Genomic DNA, 1860 nt, shown 5'->3' with positions numbered 1-1860 from the left:
ACCTCTTAAAACAACTCAGAACAGGTTAAACAACTAACCGAGGAGTGGTTAACGATTTATAATACGCAAAGACCTCATGATGCACTAAAGGGGCTCACCCCTTTAATGTACAAACAAAAACATTCCGTTTCTACTTTATAGTTGTACTAAAAATGGGATGGGTACAGCAACGGCTCCTCGGAGGCAATGCTTAATCCCTCCCAGTCATACAACGTTTGTGGACCATCCGATGATGCTCACCCGCCCTCACTCGCTTGGCTATACGTCGCCCAAACGCATCATAGAGGTACACCGTGCGTAAGCTCCCCCTTGCCATCCACTCTACCGTAATTGATTATGTCCATCCCATTGGAAGGTTTAGTTTAAATCTGATGAAGAAGAGAAAAATTAGGAAAATTTTCTTAGATTTTCTATTGTTTTTATAGCATCCTTAGAGATAGTAGTCTTCGTTATTAATGAATTCAACTGAGATTCATTCTCCTCTGTAATTAAATTTTATAGCACTTAGTTGAATCCTATATTCAATTTCAAATAAACTTCTTAGAAAACTCTCACATTTCTCATCATCTTCATCAATGTTTGTGAAAAAATAATCAGAGATTTGTGCATTAATAATATCTATAATTAATCTTGCACAATCAAAAACGTCATCAACTTTGTGATTTATTAAAAAACTTAAAAAAGTATACAAGCACTCTGACACAATTTTAGCAAGTATATTTTCTGTGGTACTATCAAACACGTTATCTGTATCAAGTATCAAACTATTACTTTTTCTCCTTAAATTTTCAAGATCTTTTAGTGTTATAGCATCTTCTTTTTTCAGCCTATCATAGATAAATCTAAATAAAACAAACGCTTTGCCATTTTCTAAGTCCTCACTCATATCCTGTATTTTGATACGAGAATCTACATCTTCATATAACTTTTGAATTCTATCCATACAAAAAAATCCAAAATTTTTTTGTTGCTTAAAGCTTAAAGAATTTAAAGCGTCTTTAACTAAGTTTTCATTTGCTTTTTTCTCAATCATTACCAAATTCCACATTGATTACTGTTTTCTCTTATTTTTTGATTTTTTACCTGAAGTATTTTCCTCATTAAAATCAATATTATTCTTTCTCATACCATTTTCACAGTCTATGCAAATTGGTTTACTACTACCTATTTCTGACATTTCTTCAGGTGCAAAGTTTCGTAAAGATTCCTCAGCATGCATGTTCTCTGTTCTACTATTTACATTAATAATATTGTTATTATTCGCCCAATCTCTAATTGCTGGTCTTGTAGTTTTTTCACTAGTTGAAACGTATAATTTCCCGCTTTTTCCTCTACCTACAGCGACAGTAACAGCACTCCTTGTTCTTTCCGGCAAAACTTTTGCTGCTTGGATTGCTATCTCATCAAGAACAGAGAATTTCGCCAACCCCCACGGATCGACCCACTCCACAGGGTTCGGCGCATACTGGTACACATTTATCCCACCCATCAACCCTATCGGGTCTTGGCTGATAAAGCGACCTAGCTCAGGGTCATAATACCTAAACGTATTATAATGTAGCTCACTCTCCTCATCATAGTACTGCCCTTGGAAACGGTGGTTATTCACCACACCCTCTTTCACCTCTCTAGGCTCCACATAGGTCTCTCCCCATGCCTTGGACTCGGCCTCCCACACCACCTCTTGGGATTGGTTCAGCAATAGTTGCGGCGTGCCTATCTGGTCACACACATAGTGATATAGTTTAGGGGGAGAGGTTAGGTCCTCTCTCGACTCACTCTAACTTGTTAGCCACATCGAGCTAATTTTTGCAAGCTTGTCGACACATTTTTTAACTGCTCCGCTAAATTGAGCACTGA

2 protein-coding genes and 1 pseudogene are annotated in these 1860 nt (G+C 37.2%); 1 reads left to right on the top strand and 2 read right to left on the bottom strand.

The window, feature by feature from the left end; translation table 11 throughout:
• Window positions 1-24: 24 nt before the first annotated feature.
• Window positions 25-141, top strand: a pseudogene (locus V757_RS29870) (integrase core domain-containing protein); the annotation flags it as partial.
• A 331-nt stretch (window positions 142-472) separates the two neighbouring features.
• On the opposite strand, the gene V757_RS18000 reads toward V757_RS29870, so the two are convergent.
• Complete coding sequence (locus V757_RS18000) at window positions 473-1033, bottom strand: hypothetical protein (protein ID WP_147628836.1); 561 nt, start codon at window positions 1031-1033, stop codon at window positions 473-475.
• An 18-nt stretch (window positions 1034-1051) separates the two neighbouring features.
• Window positions 1052-1732: an RHS repeat domain-containing protein gene (locus V757_RS29865; RefSeq protein WP_023949744.1), complete on the bottom strand. Its 681-nt coding sequence runs from the start codon at window positions 1730-1732 to the stop codon at window positions 1052-1054.
• Between the last annotated feature and the right edge of the window lie 128 nt (window positions 1733-1860).

The organism is Pelistega indica, assembly GCF_000506865.1.
Lineage (GTDB): Bacteria > Pseudomonadota > Gammaproteobacteria > Burkholderiales > Burkholderiaceae_B > Taylorella > Taylorella indica.
The sequence above is the reverse complement of the archived record's forward strand: the minus strand, read 5'-3'. Positions and strand labels throughout refer to the sequence as shown.